Genomic DNA, 14264 nt, shown 5'->3' with positions numbered 1-14264 from the left:
AGTCGCAGAGCCATTCTTGCCAGCAAACTTGCCCGCAGGTTTGCGGGCAAAGGCCGCAAAGTGGAGGTCGCGAGCATCAGAAGTCCCCCTCTTCCCAGGTGGGACCGTCGGTCTGGCCGGCCTTGTAGTCGCCCGCGCGGTTTCGCATGGCCGTGATTTGCTCCCCGAGCCAGTCGGACTCGACCGCACCTTCAGGCGGGCGCTGGCCGAACATCAGTGTCGAGAGCGGATTGGAGAGGGTCTGCAGCTTGCGGTGCCCTTTGCGCTGTGCTTTGACGCCGCGACGCTTGTCGAGCAGATTCACGAACCGCTTGATCGACGCCGGTCGGACGCCCTGGTTCGCGCACCAGTTTCCGTAGACGCGGAACCAGTCTTCGGTCAGCCCCGGCATGGGCTTGAGCGGCGGGATCTCGAGCGCGATCAGCGCATCGACGAAATCCACCGGGCTGTCCTGTGCGAGCTTGACGAGATCGCGCTTCGCTTCGGTGTCGGGGGGAAGCACGCCTGGATTGAAGTCGCCGAGGTCGAGGTGCAAGAGGTAGTCATGCAGCGCGGCGATGCCGCCATTAGCCAGCTCGTCCATGATGGCTTTGTAGTAGGCGGGGTCTTTCTTCGGTGGCGTCCAGATGATGCAGTGGCGGCGATCGTCTTCTTCCAGCACGACCGGCATCGACTCGTTCGAGAGGAACACCAGGTTGAGATGGTTGACTTCGTCGTAGGCGGCGATGTGCTTCGGGTTGATACGGATGCGCTGGCCGGTGACTAGGACCTTGAGCAGGTTCTTCTGCTCATAGCGGTGCGCCTGCGCGACCACTTCGTCGGCGATCAGGAACAGCTTGCGGCTGGCCCAGTCGTTGTGTTTGTCGACCAGGGCATTCTGGTCGAGGATCGAACCGTACTGGCCGTAGATCGCCATGATCGTTTCGAAGAACAAATTCTTGCCGGCGCCCTGCCCACCGTGTACGACGATGGTGGATTTCATCTTGGCGCCAGGATGCTGGATCGGGTACGCGCACCAGCGCAGCACCCACTGATACAGCGCGTGGCTGTTGCGCTCTTCGCTGCACAAATAGGCGAGGAGGTCGAGCACGCGATCGCACTTGCCAGCTTTTGGCTCGGTCGGCCAGCCACCCCAAAGGTTGCAAGTGACGGCTGGGTCGGCGCACGGCGGATCGAAGCCCACTTCCATCATGCGCACGATGTCGCGGTCCGCATGCTCCATCCAGGCCTTGTGCAGTTCGGGCCGCACGCAGGCGTTCTTCATGTCGCTGATGGGCAGCAGACAGTGTTCCTGCGCATCGAACACCGCGCCGCCTCCACCGTAAACCAGCGAATAGCGCTCGAGCAGTTCATCGAGCGTCTGGATCGGACGCAGCTTGGCGCCCTTCCCCCCGGGTGCGGAGGATGAAACGGCGCGCAATGCCGGAGGCGCCCAGCGCAGATCCGAGAGACGGGCGGCCACCTGGGCGCCGACCACGGCCAGGCCTTCCGCAGCATGGACGTCGTTGAAGTCGGAATCCTTCGCGCCGCGATCGAGATATGCCGCCCTGCGCTCGTCTTCCAGCGCGAACGCTGGCAACAACCATTCGCCACCCACTGACATGGCCGCGGCACTGGCGCCCTCGACGCCGGCGTTGCGGTATAGGTGAGGCTTACCGCACGTGGGGCAATCCACCGGGTGCAATGGCAGAACGATGCGGGCCTGGCAGTCCTTCTGTTGGCACTTGCCCAGGGCGTCGTCATCCGCGCAGACCAGGATCTTCGCGCGCTTGTATCGCCGGTGCAGTTGCTCGGCTACAGCCTTCAGGTTGCCGGCATCGAAAGCGCACGCAACCGGATATCCCGTTGCGGCGTGCAAGGTCGCCGCCGTGGCGTATCCCTCGGCGATCAGCACGATCCAGTGCGGCTGATGTCCCAGGAGGTGGTAGTGGTTCTTCTTCTCGCAGCCAGCTGGCCAGAACTCTTTCACCGGCCGCTTGCCCTCGCGGGCCTGGGCGTCGGTTCGAAGGAACTGAAGGCCGTGGATCTTGCCTGCGGTGTCAATGAGCGGCACTACCGCGGTGCCGTTCTTCGTGTACTTCAGGCCGTATCCAGGCACGCCCTTGCGCTGCAGGTATGGCGAATCGCCATCCGGCAATAGCCGGCCCCAGGCCTTCATCGCGGTGTTGGCGGCGACGGCGGCTTCATGTTTGCGCTGCCGCTCGGCTGACTTCTCTGCTTCCGCCCACATGCGGCGCATGGCGTCGCGTTGCTCGGGCGTGATGCGGCCGGTGTCGTCGCTGGGTAGCGTGACCTTCTGCGCACCGTTGCTGTTGCCGCGCCATACCCCGTAGGCGCCGACGATCAGCGAGCGGTCGACGCTGGGCGACCATTCCTTGAGCAAGTACCACCCGCGCTTCTCGCGACCCCCATCACGAACAGCTACGCGTACGGGCTTGTGTGTGCCGATGCGCAGGCGATCGCCAGGAGGAACGACGAGGCCAGCATCCTCGAGCTGGCGGAGCACGTCGTCATAGTTTGTGGGGCCTGCCATTTCAGTAACCCACGACGACACTAACTACACAGGAATTGCGGCTGTGCGACCCGCATAGGCCGCCCCAGGGGGAGGACCCATGCCCGGCCGAACCTGAATAACCTGAACGACACGCCACGGCGGCCGCGCCCCGCGCCATCGTGGGCGCCGCATTCGCATCACCCGGGGAGCGGGGTAACGAGCGCGTTTGGGGGCGCATCATTCGGCTGGCTCCAACCATTCGACACGCCGCGCCCACTGTTCGCGCATGTCTTGCCGGAGTGCTTCCGCGGCCGCTTGTCCGCGCTGCGCAGCAATCTTCTCCATGAGCGCTTCGACCTTGACCTTGCGGGTATAGCCGCGGCGCAGCCAACCCCTCGCCTCGCACTCGCGGCGCCTCAGTTCCTGCGCGAGCATCGAGGCGATGTAGGCGCGACAGCCCATGCCGGTGGTGCAGTCGGCGTGACTGCAGGTCTCCGGCAGCTGAGCAATCTCGGCATCGTGCTGGGTGCATGGAATCCTCGACAGGCGCTGCAGCGCAGCGCCCAGGCAATAACTAACTGTCAACGCCCACCCCGCTGTGTCACGTGCGCACCTTGAGCGGCAACGCACCCTGCCGAGGCGCCTTGTTCATCGCGTCCAGTTGGGCGCGGGCCTGCGCTACTTCCTCGGCCGTGCAGCCGGAAACCAGCATGCGTTGAATGGTGGCGATCGCGGCACGTGCCGTCGCCGACGGCTGCAGACGTCGTGGCCATCGCGTCAGGCGTTCCCGCGCGTGCATGGCTGCGGCGTCTCAGCATGGAAGGCTGGCGGACGGGCGATTACCACCAGCGTCACATCGTTAGGCTGGTTCATGTCGCGCTGACCTCCGGCAGGATCGCCTGCACCTGGCGACGCACCGCCAGCACCGCGCAAATCAGATCGTCCGATTGGTCGAGGATGCGTCGCGCAAATGGCAGATCCGCCACGTCGACGCGGCCATCAGCCAGCGCCGGCGCGATGGCCTCGAGCAGCTGGCCGAACTCCGACGCCAACTCGGCCAGGCCAACCGCACGCGCAGGCCCATCGGCCATCACCATCCTCACCGGCAGCAACCCGCGCCGCCGCGAAAGATCGCGCTCGCACTCGGCGCGGAAAGGTTCTGGCAGTGACAGCACCCAAGCATCGATCAGGTCGGCAGGCAGCACTTTGACCGTGCCGTCCATGTAGCGACGCAGGATCTGCGCGTTGTTGCGCATATCGGCTGCCAGATCGTCGCCGAGCCGGAACGGCACGGTGCGCACATCGGGCGCCGTCAGCGCCAGGTACTTGTCCGCCAGCGACATGGCAAACGACTGCGCATTCATCGCGGTCTCGTCGAATACGCGGCGGGTGTAGCCGTAGATCACGTTCTGCAGCGGCGGCAGGAAATGAGGCACAGGCTTCATGCGCCACCGCCTTGCGCGCCGGCATGCTGCGCGCCATGAACCACGTGCTGCCCTTCCCTGCCCGCCGGTTTTTCCGGTTCAGCGCATTGCGCCACTACGACGCGCGGCGCGGCGCCGGCCGTATCGCCGCAGTGCTGTTCGACCTGGACGGCCCACCAACCCGCGGCGAAAGCCTGCAGGGCGAACCCGAGCAACAGCGCGGCGAAGATCCACCAGAGGAACACGGCCGTGTCATCGACTGAGCGCGGCACTGGACGCAAAACATGCCGAAGAATGATGCGCTCACCCGCGGTGTTCGAAAACGCCGCCAGCAGCTCACTCTCGGACAATACATTCACCACCTTCATGCGTGGCGCGGCATGGTCAGCCATGGGCCACCTCCGCGAAGGCGCCGGCCTGCCGGTAGGATGGGAGTGCCAACCCACCACCACTACCGGAGACCGGCGATGCAGCAATCTGTTCAAGCCATTGGCATGGCATGGTTTGAGGAAGACGATTACGAGGCATTTCGCTCAGTCCTCCCCGACCGCAACTGGCACGCGACTTTCGGCGAATGGGAAGCCGCTGCGAACAAGGGATTCGAACGCCTCAAGCACCAGGGCGTCCGGGCCATCAAAGCCAAGGCTCGATCCGCTGACTTCGTTGCCTGGTGTCGGCATACCGGCCGAGACGTCAACACCCAGGCACTGCTGGACTTCGCCAACGAAGCTGCATACCGGGAAATTGTGGGCGACCATTGAGATCCGCACCTCAGGCCACCCCGCTCTGGAAGGCGCCGGCCTGCCGGTAGGATGGGGGTGCCCACCCGCCACCACTACCGGAGACCGACATGGAGCCGACAACCGTCACGCTGGAGAACGCGGCCGAGCGCCTGGCCGCCTTGGAATATATGCTGGAGAACATCCTGCCCATGCTCATCGAGGCATCTCCACATCTACCGGATATTCGGGCGACGCTGCAGGAGATGCTCGATTCGCCGCCGCCAAAGCTCGCATCGAGCACGGCGTTGCAGTGCCTTGTCGAGAACGTGCTGGATACGATTCCTTCAGCGCCTTGAGTCTCGACAGCATTGCAGCGCGCTCGGCCGCTGTGGGTGCGTTGAGCCAATCGCGCACGGCGATGCGTGCGCGTTCGATCAGTCGTTGCACGAGGTTTCTCCGGTGGACCGGCTTTCACGGGCGCCGACGTATTCGGCATCGGGGAGTTCTTCCGCAAGGAGGGTCGCGACGGGACAAGTCACTAGCATCGACTTCGCCGTGTCAGCGCACAGGACTGACCGCACTTCGGCTTCATCCAGGTAGCGGCCCAGTTTCCGGGACATCGCGATCAGCTCCGCGTGCTGCGCGGGCGTGGGAGTCGGCACCTCACCAATCACGTAGCCGTAGCCGCAGATGACGACCCCGCCCTGCACACTTGCGGCCGCGGATTCGAGCTCGCCTGGCAGCAGGTCATCCATGGGCTGCCACCGCGAAAATGCCGGCCGGCCGATAAACTGGTCGATACCAACCCATCATCACATCGGAGATCCGCATGCCGTTGAAATCCGTCGATACATCCAGCCCGGACTTCCTGGACTTCGTTGCGACCCAGATCGACCTGCACAGCACGGCCATCGCCATGCTAATGGGCAAAACCAAAGCGCTGGAATACGCGGTGGACGTACTCATTGCCGCCCACCCCGACCGCGCAGAAATGCACGACAAATGGCAAGCCGTTGCGCCAGAGCTGATCGACAGCGAGATGGGAAAGTCGATCTTCGACGAACAGGCATATCGCCAGACGTTTCAGGTGACCATGGCTTCGCTGTCGCGGCTGATCGGTCAAGGATTCGACGGGCAATAATTGCCTCACCTGCCGAGGCGTCCAAGAAGCCATCCACGGTGGCTGGATCAAGCACAGAGATAACGCGCAGGTTCGTGTCAGCCATGGGCCATCTCCTGCCGACCGGCAGCGCTTGCGTCGCCGAAGACGTCGGGACGCAGGTCGTGGCGCGTGACCTGGCCGGCCGTGGCGTGTTCGATGTCCGCGCACCGGTCGGCCGGCACTTTGTTCCGGAGCCAATAATGAATATGCCCAGTGCGGACCTTGCCGCCGATTCGACGTGCAAGCTCGCTCTGCGAGCCGCAAATTGTGATGGCCTTCTCGAGCGCAGACATTACCTGAACCTTGCAAGATTTCTTGCAACAGTAATGCAAGCATTTTTGTCAGTCAACAATGCAAAATGTTTTGCATGAACCCGCTAGGCGAAAACATAGCGGCTCTTCGGGCGGCCAACGGATGGACGTTGCAGGAACTCGCCGCCAATGTGAGGCGTTGCGGGGCCCCAAAGGTGCAGCACCAGCATCTGCAGCAGCTCGAAGCCAAGCCGAATACGCGACCGCGCTACCTCATCGAACTTGCCTGCGCTTTCGGCAAGACGGTGGAGGAGCTTCGCGCCTGGCAATCTGGCATGCCACATTACGGTCCGAACAACAGTGCGCGATCAGTGCCTCGCGTCGAGGAAGGCGGCGTGCATGCCTATCTACCGCTGCTCACCCCCGATGAGCAACGTTTGATCGACGCCTATCGTCAGTGCAATGACGACGTGCAGAAAGCCGCTCTCACACTGATCCACGCCGCGCGAACTGGTCGGCCGATAGCACGCAAGCATCGCACCTGACCAATTCTGCGTCAGAGAATCGTCTTGCCGTCGACCGTCAGACTAGTGATCGTCTTGCCGTCTGCTGTCGTGATGCATGAGGCGCTGGTGTCCAGGTTCGCGCCGAACGCATTCATCATCGTCAATCCGGAGCCCTTAGGCCACGCGAAATAATGTTCGGCCGCCGTGCCTCGATCCGTCGCATAAGGAACATGCGCTGATGATGGATTTTTCGCTACTTGCCTGATCGCCTGCTGGCACAGATATAGCGCATCCAGATGCCCGTCGCCGGCTGTTGATGGATTGCCATTGTTGGCCGTCTGCGAACACGAGTACACGGCCCAACCGAACAAGCCAGCGATCAAAAGCTTCCCGATCAGCGCACCCTGAACTGAACTTTTATTCGGCGTTGTGATCCCGCAATGCGGGCAAATCTTCGCACTGGATGCGACCTGCTTGCCGCACTCGCGACAATTGATCAGAGCCATATAACCTCCCCTGTTATTCCACGCTGGCGAGCCATCTCCAGTATAGCGATGTGGCGCGTTCGCCCAGGAATGCAAAAAAACTTGTTGACTTTGTTTGCAAGATAGTTTGCAATCCAATCCGCCCCGGCCATCCGGGGCGGGCGACCGGCGGGTCGCCAACCCGCCGGAACCCCTGACCGGCACGCTATGGCCTGAACCCCTGCAGGCCCGCAGACGACCCGCCGGCGCCCTCCACTCACTGGAGAGCGCCGATGAACACCAGCACCACCCCGCTGAAAGTCCTGGCCGACGGCACCGAGGTGCCGGCCACCGATCCCCGCACCGACCACGTCGCCATTCTCTTTCCGGATACCGGCTGGATGGTGGCGCGCGACGCGCTGACGAACGCCGATGGCGAGGCGCATGCAAACGCCGACGCCGTGGACGCTGATGCCAGGCAGTTGCACTTGCTCGGCTTCAACGACTGGTTCAATGCGCCACTCGATGAGGTCTGGCTGCGTCATGTGCTGAAGCACGATCGCTACGCACCCGCCGTCGACACCAATCTCTTCCCCGACCTGCCCACCGACGACTGGTACTGGACCGGCACCGCGGCTCCCTGGTCTTCGGGTTCCGCCTTCAGCGTCCTTCTCCTCGGCGGCGGCGTGGGCTTCCTCCGCCGCGACAGCAGCGGGTTCGGTCTCGCGTGCCGGCGTGCCCGTCAGTAATTGGCTCCTTTGCTGACGGAGATCGCCGACATGGCCAGTTCGACCACTCATGCCACACATACGCCCGGTGAATGGCGTGCGGAGTCCTGGATCGACGCGCCGCTTGCCGGCGCCACCACCGTGCTGGTGGACGATCCGAGCACAGTACTCGGCAAGCGCGTCATCGCGCATTGCCAGTCAGAGGATGCCGTCGCCGATGCCCAGTTCATCGCGGAAGCTCCCGCGATGCTCTCGCTCGTCCAGGCATTCGTCGAGAACATCGACGAGTGGGATGGCGAACCCACGCCAGGCCAGCGGTGGCACAAGGAATACGTTGCCGCCCGCGCCCTGCTCGCGAGGGTGATGCGTCCATGACCACCCATTGCACGGACGATCAGGCTACCCACGATCGCCAAGCCCAGGCACGGCTCGAGCGAATGCTCGCGGCACGCCATGCCGCCGAAGCAGCACGGGAAGCACGATACAGGCGGCTCGCCACGCCACGCAGCCAATTCCGTGCCGGCGCGAAGATGCCGATGAAAGACGTCACTCCCGTTCGCCAGTCGCCTACGCGGCAGGCGCGGTCCGCCTGGAAAGACGCCACCACGTTCCTGACTCCGATCGCCATCGCGGTCACGCTGTTCGTGCTTGCGCACTGGGCCGGGTGGTTGCCATGAACGGCCAGCTCCGCCCCACCATCGCCCAGCGCCGCCGTCTCGCTGCCGCTCGCGCGCATCGCCCCCCGACTACGCCGCCGCGACTGTCGCGCCGGCAGATCACTGTCATCGCGACCATCTGGCTGGCGTTCTTCGCCGCTGCATTGTGGCTGGCCGCACATGATCCGGACTATCTCAGCCGCGTCGTCGAGCATGCCATTGGTGGTGCCGCATGACCGCTTATACGCCCACCGTGCGGGCGGCGCTCATGGCCGCCCTGAACACGCCCGCGCACACCCTTCGCCGCACCCGTGGCGGTTTCGTTTCCAGCAAGCCGACACAGGTCGCGCCCATATCGCGGCGCTGCGCCAACCAGCTGGAACGCGACGGCCTGTTCGAGTTCGACAACCCAGGCTTCCCGAGCGCCATGACGCTCACGCGGGAAGGGCTCGACGCCGCGCGGCTATTGCAAGACACCGACCAGACCAAGGCAACGCGGCGATGAGCATCAAGCCGCTGCCGTCGCCCAAGGACTATGCGCGTGCGTTGCGTCGCGCCAAGCGCACGTTGCGGACGGCCAGCGAGCTGCTGGCCCAGGCCGAACGATTCCTCCACGACCTTCCCGACTCCCAGTGCCCCACCGAGCTGCTGGAGCACATCCGCCGTTTCAACCACGCCCAAGGAGATACCCCATGAACCAGGCTGCGCCGCAACCGGAAGCGATCACGACAACACCCGGCATTCCGTTCATCCACGTAGCCGGCGACCTGATCGTCCGGCTTGATTCCAACCCGATCCATAGCCTCGCCCATTTGCCGGCCACTCCCGTGGCGGGCGCCCTCGCCGTTGCCGAACGCTCCACGCATGACGACGAAGCCGCACCGCTGAAGATCCTGGCCGATGGCACCGAAGTGCCAGCCGCCGATCCCCGCACCGACCACATGGCCGTCCTGTTTCCGGCCACCGGCTGGATGATCGCGGTCAAAGCACTTTCGAAAGACGGCCGCCCCCTTGAAACGCAGCAGGCCGCAGAAGAAGCCGGCAAAGCCCTGCAGCTGCTCGGCCACAACAATTGGATGCTGGCGCCGGACAAAGTCTACGAACGGCACGTCATCGACCGCCGATATCACGAACCCGCGGCGGACAAGAACCTCTTCCCCAACCTGCCGCTGAGCGACTGGTATTGGACCAGCACCGCGGCTCCCTGGTCTTCGGGTTCCGCCTTCCTCGTCAATCTCCGCCTCGGCTTCGTGGACGGCCTCCTCCGCAGCTTCAGCGGGTTCGGTCTCGCGTGCCGGCGTGCCCGTCAGTAATCGGCCTTTGGCTCAGCTGACATGACCTCACGCTTTCAGCCGCCGCCCATTGTCGATGCCGCGCGCAACCTGTGCGCGGACATCGAGCAGGTCGTGCGTAAGTTTCCCCGCTACCACCGCTACCAGTCGGGCGCCGCGTTGCGGCTTCAGGCCGAAACGGTGATGCGGTGCGCGACCCGTACCTGGCAGCGTCAGGACCAGCGGCGCTTCTACGCCGATAAGCTGGTCGACGCCGTCGACGACCTGAAGGACCGCCTGCAGGTCTGCAAACTGGTGCGCGCCTATCAGTCCTTCGCGCAATTCGAGCGACTGATGGTGCGTGCCGGCGCGATCGGCAAGCAGGCCGGCGGCTGGAAGCGAAGCCTGGAAACGCACCCCAATGCCCAGAATGTGCAGGCTGAGGCCTCCGCACAGCGTGGCAAGAAACTGAGTACCCGCGCCGCCCGATCGGGGGCCAACACATGACGACGCCGCGCTATCCGCTACAGGCCTGCGCGGCAGGGTCGCAAGTGCGCGGGGACGCGGCTCCCTGGTCTTCGGGTTCCGCCTTCAGCGTCCTTCTCCACGGCGGCGGCGTGGGCAACCTCCGCCGCGACAGCAGCGGGTTCGGTCTCGCGTGCCGGCGTGCCCGTGAGTTTCAGGGTGCCGAGGGTGTGCAGTTGCGCCCCCTCTACGATGCCTACATGGCCGCGCGTCGCGGCAAGAAACCCAGCTACGACAAACTTGCCTTCGACGCGCATTTCATCGACGGCCTGCTGGATCTGCAGGCCGAACTCGACGCCGGCAGTTGGTCGCCCGGCCCCACCACCACCTTTGTAGCGACCAGGCCCAAGGCGCGCGAGATCCACGCACCGCCGTTTCGCGATCGCGTCGTCCACCACCTGGTCGTGCCGCCGCTCGAAGCCATCTACGAGCGCCGCTTCTACGCGCACAGCTATGCCAACCGCAAGGGCAAAGGCAGCCATGCCGCCGTGCGTTATGCCCAGGCATGCGTACGGCAAGTCCACTCCGGCCAGGGCGGCGGCTACTACCTGCAGCTCGACATCGCCAACTTCTTCATTTCCATCCGCCGGGACAAGCTCTGGGCGATGGTGAAGCCAGTGCTGCTCCGCGCAGGACTGCCGCCGCCGATCATTGCGGTCACGCACGCACTGCTGCGCGGCAACCCGCTGCGCGCCGGCGTGCGCGAACGAGCGACGCCGGCCCAATTGGCTCTGGTGCCGCCCCACAAGCGGCTCTGCCATGCGCGGCCGCGATGCGGCCTTCCGGTAGGCAACCTGTCCAGCCAGTTCTTTTCGAACATCTACCTGGACGCGCTCGACCAGTTCGTCAAGCACAGGCTGAAGGCCAAGCGGTATCTGCGCTACGTCGATGACTTCGTGCTGTTCCATCACGATCGCGAGCAGCTGATCCGGTGGCAGCAGGAGATCGAAGCGTTCTTGGCCAGCGAGCTCGACCTGCAACTGAAGGCGGACGTCAAACTGCGGCCGCTGAGCGCCGGGCTCGACTTCCTTGGCTACGTCATTTTCCCCACGCACATGCTGGCGCGCCGGCGCGTCGTTGCCCATCTGCGCCAGGCCCTTGCCGATTGGGAATCCGCCCACGTGCGCGGCGGTTGCCTGCGTGGCACCCCCGCCGACTTCGACCGTATTCGCACCGTGCTGGCCAGCTACACCGGCCACCTGAAGCACGCCGCCACCCATCGCCTTTGCCGTCGGCTTGAGCAGCGCTTCCCGTGGATCGCCACCGCCGCGCAACCGCGCCGCTTTTCCCATCGCCTGCAGGGCAGGCATGTCTCGATCAGGAGCAACTACGCGCCATGAGCATCCAGAGCATTCAGCTTGACCACCTGTATCCGTCGCCTCGCAACGTCCGCAAGACTGGCGGCGCATCCATCGACGCGCTCGCCGCGAGCATTCATGCCCACGGCCTGCTGCAGAACCTGACTGTGTCGTCGGCCGGTGATGACACCTACGTGGTCGAGGCGGGCAACCGCCGGCTGCGCGCACTGCTACATCTCGCGCAGGCTGGCCACATCGCTACCGACTGGCCCATGCCCTGCCAAGTCCTGGCCGCTGATGACGAACGCAGCTTGGCGGAAGCGTCGTTGGCCGAGAACGTCATCCGCCACGCGATGCATCCGGCCGACGAGTTCGACGCCTTCGCCAGGCTGGTGCAAGACGGCCTGACCGTCGGCGAGATCAGCGCACGCTTCGGCCAGCCCGAATTGTTCGTCAAGCAGCGACTGAAGCTGGCCCACGTCGCGCCCGATATCCTCGCCGACTACCGCGCCGGCAACGCGACCCTGGAACAGATGATGGCGTTGGCGCTCACCGACGACCAAGCCATGCAGGCGCGCATCTGGAACGGTGCAAAGAACGCCTGGCAGCGCGAGCCGGAGCGCCTGCGAAACCAGATCACCGCGCAGGAAACCAGCACTGAGTCACGCCTGGGCAAATTCGTCGGCCTCGACGCCTACGAAACGGCCGGAGGGTCCATTCGCCGCGACCTGTTCGGCGAAGAAGCATTCATGCAGGACGCCGAGCTGCTGGCCACTCTCGCCCAAGCAAGGCTGGAACGCACCGCCGAGAAAATCGCCACCAAGGAAGGTTGGCTCTGGGCGGAGGCACGCACGGACTTCGACTACAGCGACGAACGCGCCTTCGGCAAGATCTACCCCACGTACAAGGGCAGCAAAGAAACCTGGACTGCCGAGTCCAAGGCCGCCGCCGGCGTGATCGTCACTATCGGCTTCAACGGCCAGACCGAGATCAAGCGCGGCCTAGTGCGGCCGCAGGATCGCAAGGCAGCGGCAGCGGCTGCCGGCGAAGTTGAGGTCAAGAGCGGCGGCAAGAAGATCAACGTGCCTGGTGAGCTGTCCTTCGCCGCGATCCAACGCCTGCAGGCGGAAGCCACCGGTATCCTGCGGCCGGAGGTCGCCGGGCTGCCACGCACCGCGCTGGCGCTGCTGGCGGCGGAGCTGGCCGGCCGCGAGCTCTACGACTACAGCATCGACTACGGCTCCGCCCAGCGCCGATGGGTGCACGTCACGCGCGATGCCAGCGGTCGCATGAACGGCGGCATCCGGGTCGCCATGGAGCAGTCGCCGGCCGGCCAGCGCTTCGAAGCCATTGAAGCCGATTGGCGCGATCGGTTGCCCAAGAAGAAGGCCGACTTGCGCGCGTTCCTGCTCCTGCAGGATTTCGATTTCATCGCCAAGCTGCTCGCGTTCCTGGCTGCGCGTGAGCTCGACGTGGTCGACATCAGCGCCGACGCCAAGCAAAGCGTTGTGGATCTGGCCATGGCCGCTCAGGTCGACCTTGCGGCGCACTGGAAACCCACCGAGGAATGGCTGGCCACGCTGCCCAAGGCCGTCATCATCGCCATGGTGACCGAAGCCGCCGGCGAGACCGCCGCCGCGTCCCTGGCGAATCTCAAGAAGGATCAGCTGCCGCACGCAACGATCGGGCTGCTGCCAGTTGGCTGGCTTCCGAAACCGCTGCGCGGGCCCGGATATACCACCGGTGCCGCGACCGGTCAGCCGGCCAAGTCGAAACCGAAGACGAAGGCGCCGGCGAAAAAGAAGCCCGCGCCGAAGAAACCGGCTGCGCCGGCCAAGTCCAAAACCAAGGCCGCGACGAAGAAAGTCGCCGCCAAGAAAGCGCCCGCGCAGAAGCCGGCGAAGGCGGGTGCAAAATGAGCACCGACCTCAACAACGCCGTCCACCGCCTACGGCAAGACCACTATCCCGACGATCAGGATGGGCGTGATGCTCGCCAGGCTGACATCGAGCATCTCTCGCACGCACTCGGCCTAGCAGAAGACACCATCGAGCGCCTGGTCGGAGCTCTCGCGAGGGAAGTCAACGGCCCCATGCTCATGGGCGAACCGGCACTACCCCACCCCGATGACGTGGCTGTCGACCGGTTCGCCCGCGCGCTGAAGTTGAAGCTCTCCGCCGCCCGCGACAAGGGTCGCGGCGGCTGGAGCAACGATGAGCCGGACATGCACCAGCGGCTATCCGACATGCTGCGCGCGCACGTCGAGAAAGGCGACCCGAGAGACGTGGCGAACTTCTGCATGTTCCTGCATCAGCGTGGCGAAGGCATTCTTCCGACGCGCTCACAGAACCAAGTGGAGGTGCTGCCCGGAAGATATTTTGCGGCCGATCCAGCGATGGGTGATTTTAACCTGTATGCCACGCTGGCCGATGCGCGCACGAACGCACAGCGAATGCTTGACGAGGCAACCGATGAAGCCGCTGACGGCGGCTGGCCGGATGAACCTCCGCAGATTTGCTACGGCACAGTCATTGGCAAATGCGTGGAGCGAGAAGGCTCCCGTCGGCCCGCTCCGGAAGGCAGCGACTTCACCGAGATAGTCGATTACCGCCTGGTCAAGTTCGCCGACAGCACGCCCAACGATGACGGCCATGAGTATGAGTAAACACATACCCACGCGCCAGCAACGCGAAGACCGCCGCCTCACCGCCGCGGCCGAGCAAGCCACTGGCAAATTCCACTGTAGTTCGTCCGCGCACTGGG

The 14264-nt window shown here is 64.6% G+C and carries 23 protein-coding genes; 15 read left to right on the top strand and 8 right to left on the bottom strand.

Translation table 11 applies throughout. The features are described from left to right. Positions 1-76 precede the first annotated feature (76 nt). From RHOOR92_RS18270 to RHOOR92_RS19470, 5 genes are all read right to left on the bottom strand, one after another. Entirely contained in the window at positions 77-2383 is a 2307-nt protein-coding gene (locus RHOOR92_RS18270) for a DUF5906 domain-containing protein (protein WP_231378281.1), read from the bottom strand. Positions 2384-2731: 348 nt separating this feature from the next. Then, positions 2732-2956, bottom strand: coding sequence for a hypothetical protein (locus tag RHOOR92_RS0101260; protein WP_231378280.1), 225 nt, complete (start codon positions 2954-2956; stop codon positions 2732-2734). A gap of 139 nt (positions 2957-3095) precedes the next feature. Then, the gene (locus RHOOR92_RS19475; protein ID WP_027489365.1) at positions 3096-3293 is read right to left on the bottom strand and encodes a hypothetical protein; all 198 of its coding nucleotides are present in this window, start codon (positions 3291-3293) and stop codon (positions 3096-3098) included. Positions 3294-3363: 70 nt separating this feature from the next. Then, positions 3364-3900, bottom strand: coding sequence for a hypothetical protein (locus tag RHOOR92_RS0101250; RefSeq protein ID WP_231378279.1), 537 nt, complete (start codon positions 3898-3900; stop codon positions 3364-3366). Between the two features lie 35 nt (positions 3901-3935). After that, a complete protein-coding gene (locus RHOOR92_RS19470) occupies positions 3936-4310 on the bottom strand; it encodes a hypothetical protein (RefSeq protein ID WP_155950188.1) in 375 nt (124 codons plus the stop codon). 75 nt (positions 4311-4385) lie between these two features. On the opposite strand from RHOOR92_RS19470, the gene RHOOR92_RS19465 reads away from it, so the two are divergent. Together RHOOR92_RS19465 and RHOOR92_RS0101235 are read left to right on the top strand one after the other, a co-directional pair. Then, positions 4386-4679: a hypothetical protein gene (locus RHOOR92_RS19465; RefSeq protein WP_037114645.1), complete on the top strand. Its 294-nt coding sequence runs from the start codon at positions 4386-4388 to the stop codon at positions 4677-4679. An 89-nt stretch (positions 4680-4768) separates the two neighbouring features. Continuing rightward, positions 4769-4996, top strand: coding sequence for a hypothetical protein (locus RHOOR92_RS0101235; protein ID WP_027489361.1), 228 nt, complete (start codon positions 4769-4771; stop codon positions 4994-4996). Between the two features lie 78 nt (positions 4997-5074). On the opposite strand, the gene RHOOR92_RS0101230 is transcribed toward RHOOR92_RS0101235, so the two are convergent. After that, a complete protein-coding gene (locus tag RHOOR92_RS0101230; protein WP_027489360.1) occupies positions 5075-5395 on the bottom strand; it encodes a hypothetical protein in 321 nt (106 codons plus the stop codon). Positions 5396-5469: 74 nt separating this feature from the next. Here RHOOR92_RS0101230 and RHOOR92_RS0101225 point away from each other — a divergent pair, with 74 nt between their 5' ends. Beyond that, positions 5470-5781 (top strand): hypothetical protein, encoded by a 312-nt coding sequence (locus tag RHOOR92_RS0101225; protein WP_027489359.1) that lies wholly within the window; start codon positions 5470-5472, stop codon positions 5779-5781. A 77-nt stretch (positions 5782-5858) separates the two neighbouring features. On the opposite strand, the gene RHOOR92_RS19095 is transcribed toward RHOOR92_RS0101225, so the two are convergent. Continuing rightward, positions 5859-6095 (bottom strand): YdaS family helix-turn-helix protein, encoded by a 237-nt coding sequence (locus RHOOR92_RS19095; protein WP_037114643.1) that lies wholly within the window; start codon positions 6093-6095, stop codon positions 5859-5861. Between the two features lie 128 nt (positions 6096-6223). Between RHOOR92_RS19095 and RHOOR92_RS0101215 the strand changes: the two genes are divergently transcribed. Continuing rightward, a complete protein-coding gene (locus RHOOR92_RS0101215; RefSeq protein ID WP_155950187.1) occupies positions 6224-6598 on the top strand; it encodes a hypothetical protein in 375 nt (124 codons plus the stop codon). A gap of 11 nt (positions 6599-6609) precedes the next feature. Here RHOOR92_RS0101215 and RHOOR92_RS19460 read toward each other — a convergent pair whose 3' ends face one another. Next, positions 6610-7065, bottom strand: coding sequence for a hypothetical protein (locus RHOOR92_RS19460; RefSeq protein ID WP_155950186.1), 456 nt, complete (start codon positions 7063-7065; stop codon positions 6610-6612). 251 nt (positions 7066-7316) lie between these two features. On the opposite strand from RHOOR92_RS19460, the gene RHOOR92_RS0101205 reads away from it, so the two are divergent. Genes RHOOR92_RS0101205 through RHOOR92_RS19805 form a run of 11 tightly spaced genes read left to right on the top strand, consistent with a single transcriptional unit; the run spans position 7317 to position 14166 of the window. Beyond that, positions 7317-7772, top strand: a complete 456-nt coding sequence (locus RHOOR92_RS0101205; RefSeq protein ID WP_027489357.1) for a hypothetical protein — start codon at positions 7317-7319, stop codon at positions 7770-7772. A gap of 30 nt (positions 7773-7802) precedes the next feature. Continuing rightward, positions 7803-8126 carry a hypothetical protein gene (locus tag RHOOR92_RS0101200; RefSeq protein WP_155950185.1) on the top strand — a complete coding sequence of 108 codons (324 nt, stop codon included), beginning with the start codon at positions 7803-7805 and terminating at the stop codon, positions 8124-8126. Next, positions 8123-8428, top strand: coding sequence for a hypothetical protein (locus RHOOR92_RS19455; protein ID WP_155950184.1), 306 nt, complete (start codon positions 8123-8125; stop codon positions 8426-8428). The genes RHOOR92_RS0101200 and RHOOR92_RS19455 overlap by 4 nt, the downstream gene beginning before the upstream one ends. Continuing rightward, complete coding sequence (locus RHOOR92_RS18260) at positions 8425-8643, top strand: hypothetical protein (protein ID WP_037114641.1); 219 nt, start codon at positions 8425-8427, stop codon at positions 8641-8643. Before RHOOR92_RS19455 ends, RHOOR92_RS18260 begins: the two co-directional genes overlap by 4 nt. Further along, positions 8640-8912 (top strand): hypothetical protein, encoded by a 273-nt coding sequence (locus RHOOR92_RS0101190; RefSeq protein WP_027489355.1) that lies wholly within the window; start codon positions 8640-8642, stop codon positions 8910-8912. The genes RHOOR92_RS18260 and RHOOR92_RS0101190 overlap by 4 nt, the downstream gene beginning before the upstream one ends. Continuing rightward, the gene (locus RHOOR92_RS0101185) at positions 8909-9103 is read left to right on the top strand and encodes a hypothetical protein (protein ID WP_027489354.1); all 195 of its coding nucleotides are present in this window, start codon (positions 8909-8911) and stop codon (positions 9101-9103) included. Before RHOOR92_RS0101190 ends, RHOOR92_RS0101185 begins: the two co-directional genes overlap by 4 nt. Beyond that, positions 9100-9720, top strand: coding sequence for a DUF1566 domain-containing protein (locus RHOOR92_RS0101180; RefSeq protein WP_027489353.1), 621 nt, complete (start codon positions 9100-9102; stop codon positions 9718-9720). The genes RHOOR92_RS0101185 and RHOOR92_RS0101180 overlap by 4 nt, the downstream gene beginning before the upstream one ends. A 21-nt stretch (positions 9721-9741) precedes the next feature. Further along, a complete protein-coding gene (locus RHOOR92_RS0101175; protein WP_027489352.1) occupies positions 9742-10185 on the top strand; it encodes a four helix bundle protein in 444 nt (147 codons plus the stop codon). Beyond that, positions 10182-11543: an RNA-directed DNA polymerase gene (locus tag RHOOR92_RS0101170; RefSeq protein WP_027489351.1), complete on the top strand. Its 1362-nt coding sequence runs from the start codon at positions 10182-10184 to the stop codon at positions 11541-11543. The genes RHOOR92_RS0101175 and RHOOR92_RS0101170 overlap by 4 nt, the downstream gene beginning before the upstream one ends. Continuing rightward, complete coding sequence (locus tag RHOOR92_RS0101165; RefSeq protein ID WP_027489350.1) at positions 11540-13420, top strand: ParB/RepB/Spo0J family partition protein; 1881 nt, start codon at positions 11540-11542, stop codon at positions 13418-13420. Before RHOOR92_RS0101170 ends, RHOOR92_RS0101165 begins: the two co-directional genes overlap by 4 nt. After that, entirely contained in the window at positions 13417-14166 is a 750-nt protein-coding gene (locus tag RHOOR92_RS19805; RefSeq protein WP_051281100.1) for a hypothetical protein, read from the top strand. The genes RHOOR92_RS0101165 and RHOOR92_RS19805 overlap by 4 nt, the downstream gene beginning before the upstream one ends. The last annotated feature ends 98 nt before the right edge of the window (positions 14167-14264 follow it).

It is taken from the genome of Rhodanobacter sp. OR92 (genome assembly GCF_000427545.1).
Lineage (GTDB): Bacteria > Pseudomonadota > Gammaproteobacteria > Xanthomonadales > Rhodanobacteraceae > Rhodanobacter > Rhodanobacter denitrificans.
The sequence above is the reverse complement of the archived record's forward strand: the minus strand, read 5'-3'. Positions and strand labels throughout refer to the sequence as shown.